Below are 3,009 nucleotides of genomic sequence, written 5' to 3' on the forward strand. Positions count from 1 at the left end.
GAGCTGGACCGGGGGAGGGGGTACTGTCATCCCTGGTCCCGGGACGAAAGGCTTGGCCTCGTGCGCGGGTTGGATGGGGGCACGTGCCGGGGCCGATCCTTGCGGGGAGCCGTCGGCGCCGGCGCTCAGTCCACGGCTCAGTCGGCCGGCGAGGATGCCTGCTCCGGCGGCAAGGAGGAGAAACGCGCCAGGACGCTGCCGCGCGAAGGTCTTCACTTCGACCAGGAGGGAGCCCGGATCCCGGTCCTCCAGCCATGTCGCCACGGATGAAGACCGTTCGGCGGCTTGCCGCACCAAATCCGTTGCAACGCCGGGTTGCTCCGAGGCGGTGGCCATGGATTGCAGTTCCTCCGAGATGGACCGAAGGCCTGCGGCCACTTTTTGCTGCTGCTTTCCGGCTTGGTCCGTCAGGTCCAGCCTGGCCTGGTCCAGCAGCTCCCTTGCGCTCGAGTTCACTTCAGAGGCAACGTTCGCGACTTCGGATTTCGCGGTTTCGACCACGTTCTTCGCAGAGTCCTCGGCCTGCGCAGCCACGTTCCCTGCTTCGTTTTTGATGGTTTCCGTCGACGGCATGCGGTTGTTCTGGTTATGCGGCGGGGGTACGTGCTTACCCCCTGGTTGCTCGGTGGCCGGCGGGGGCGTGTAATTCCCGTCCCATTGGTTCTCTGTCATCTTCGCTCTCTTTCCAAGAAGGTCTGCTGCGGATCAAGAACCAGAAATACTGGCAGTTAAGATAGTAAGCATGCTTAGCTTCCGAGCGGAACCCCCTGTCCGCCAATCCGGCGGGGAGAAGTCCGCGAACCGAACGGGGAATGGTCCGGGTCGGACGATACTTCCTGCGGCGACTATCGCGACGCGTCGTCCGTTGGCGTGCCCGGGGCCGCTCCACTGGTGAGTTCCTCGCTATCGTTCCGGTGTGCAAGTTTTCCAATGGAGCTGGCGTCCAGTCGGTGGAGGAGTGCTCTTGGCCCCGAATAGACCTCGACCGCTCCTGCTTCGAAAAGCTCGGCTGCACTGATCCCGCCGCACGTGAGGCCGATGGTTTCGATGCCGAGCCGGGCCGCAGCCTTGACATCCCAGACGGAATCGCCGACAAATGCCACATCTGCTGCGTTTAGATGCAGCTTTTCAAGTGCGGCCAGAAGAATGTCGGGGGAGGGCTTGCTCTCAGTAGCGTCGGCTGAACTTGTCGCACAGTCGATCCAGGGTTCGGCGTCGAGAATGCTTCGGAGCACCCGAAGATCCTGCTCGCGTGCCGAGGAGGCCAACGCCACGGCCAATCCTGATTCCGCACACGATTGCAGGAGGGCCCTTGCCGAGTCGAAGGGCCGGATAGCGGGCCAGAAGGTCGAGAATATTGAGCCGTGGGCTCGCTCGACTGTAGCGCGGAAATCCCGATCGGAATCCTCCGGGAGCAGCCGTTCAAGCAGTTTGTCTCCGCCCATGCCGATGTGGCGGTGGATTAATGCCATGGGCACATCCAGTTCCTGTTGCCGGAAGGCCTGCCACCACGCCAATGTGTGGAAATAGGTGGAATCAACCAGGGTTCCGTCCACGTCGAACAGGACCCCGACGTCTTTAGCGCTCTTCGATTGGTCATTCATGAGTGGCAACCTTCCTATGGCTGCTCGCGCCGCGGGCCACGAGGAGATTCCGGGCAACGCTTCCGTAGGTGGGCGGTCCTTGTCCGTCCGGCCCTCGGAGCGCAGAAGAATATGGTAAGTATACTTACCGAAATGAACGCCCGACGTCTTTTTGCGGAGGCCGCGCAGATCACCAGGAATGGTGCCAGCCCGGGCCCTTCACGGTAGAAACAGGTAGCCGGTACTCAGGCGGCGGACCGTGTCCACGGCTTACGATCGGCACGAGGGTGATTTCCTTGGAAGATGCTCTCGGCGGTAGCTGCGCCAATGCCCGGCAAGGGTGACACCGGGCATTGGCGCGTTTCCTTGCCCTGGGGCGGTGCTCTCGGTTCTTCGGCACCCGTTCCGCGCAGCCTCGCGGACCCCGCTGCGGTGGGCGCATTCATCGCTCCATACTGCCCTACTTGCCGTGCCGCAGGTGCTATGTGCCCAGGCTTAGTCGCTGCTGTTGAGGATATAGTCCACTGCGGCTGGTCCTGTCATGCGCAAGCCTTGGAAGATGCCCTTCTTGCCTTTGCCGTTCTTTTCCGTCTGGAGGCCCGCGATCCGGAGGGCCGTGCGGAAGGCATGGTCGGGGAGGGGGACTTTGCGGTTCAGGGAGCACCAGCTGACGTAGAGCCCATACAATGTGTCGGCGTTCAGTCCTGAATCGTTCGTGTCATCTTTGATGATGCAGTCCTCGAGGAACTGGCTGATCTGTGGAGGGGTCATGGTGTACTCCGGGTAATTGATTTGGTAGTCCGGATATTATCTATCGGAGCCCGGACCATGGCAGGAGGCTTCTGGCTAGTCCGGGCACGGTATTCAGTGCTGGGTTCACAGATGAATTCCTTGGAGCGGCGCTGTTCCTTGCCCCAGCGCTTTTCGAAGCGTTCTTGGGACGCGCGCGTCAATTGACTGTTGTGCGGGTGCAGGTACTCATGGGGGCTCCTTTGCCATTGCGTGGTTGGTTTTCGGCCCTCAACGCCTAATCCGCAGGATCAGGGCGTAGCGGCTGGGAGATGAAGCTTGCCCGCCCGGCAACCCGAGAGACCAGCCGCCGGGCGGCTCCCAGATGACCGGTCCGATCAGCAATGATGCGAAGGCAAGCAGCTTTACCAGCGTCCGCACGGAGGCGGCATCGGGCCGCTGCGGCTTCGTGTTCGTAGCGGGCCGCGGGTGCTCCCGGTCGTAGGCGGCCCGCTTTTCCGGGTTGCCGAGGATGGCGTAGGCGGCCATGATGTCCTGGAGCTCCTGCAGATCTTCCTGCGCCTCCGGCGTCTTGGGGCCCGAGCCGGTGGGGGGTTCGCGGGCCGGCCGGGTGTCGGGGTGCAGGCCGCGCATGAGGGTGCGGTAGGCGCGGGTTACCTCGCGGGCCGTGGCGGTG

Annotated in this window: 4 protein-coding genes; all 4 read right to left on the reverse strand. The window is 62.9% G+C overall.

The genetic code is table 11. The annotated features are described in order from the left end of the window. On the reverse strand, nucleotides 1–672 hold a 672-nt coding region (locus AC3WJU_RS22315; protein WP_492260905.1), incomplete at its 3' end, for a hypothetical protein. A gap of 173 nt (nucleotides 673–845) precedes the next feature. Then, on the reverse strand, nucleotides 846–1,604 hold the full coding sequence (locus tag AC3WJU_RS22320; RefSeq protein ID WP_492260906.1) for an HAD family hydrolase: 759 nt from the start codon (nucleotides 1,602–1,604) through the stop codon (nucleotides 846–848). Between the two features lie 474 nt (nucleotides 1,605–2,078). Continuing rightward, complete coding sequence (locus AC3WJU_RS22325; protein ID WP_306961453.1) at nucleotides 2,079–2,354, reverse strand: hypothetical protein; 276 nt, start codon at nucleotides 2,352–2,354, stop codon at nucleotides 2,079–2,081. A 249-nt stretch (nucleotides 2,355–2,603) separates the two neighbouring features. Next, nucleotides 2,604–3,009 (reverse strand): J domain-containing protein (locus AC3WJU_RS22330; protein ID WP_492260907.1); only part of this gene is annotated, 406 nt, incomplete at its 5' end.

The organism is Arthrobacter sp. FW306-1B-F12A, from assembly GCF_058781865.1.

Bases quoted from the DNA above. Each gene is read 5' to 3' on its own strand.
- AC3WJU_RS22320 (WP_492260906.1), bottom strand. From the start codon at position 1,604: ATGAATGACCAATCGAAGAGCGCTAAAGACGTCGGGGTCCTGTTCGAC.
- AC3WJU_RS22325 (WP_306961453.1), bottom strand. From the start codon at position 2,354: ATGACCCCTCCACAGATCAGCCAGTTCCTCGAGGACTGCATCATCAAA.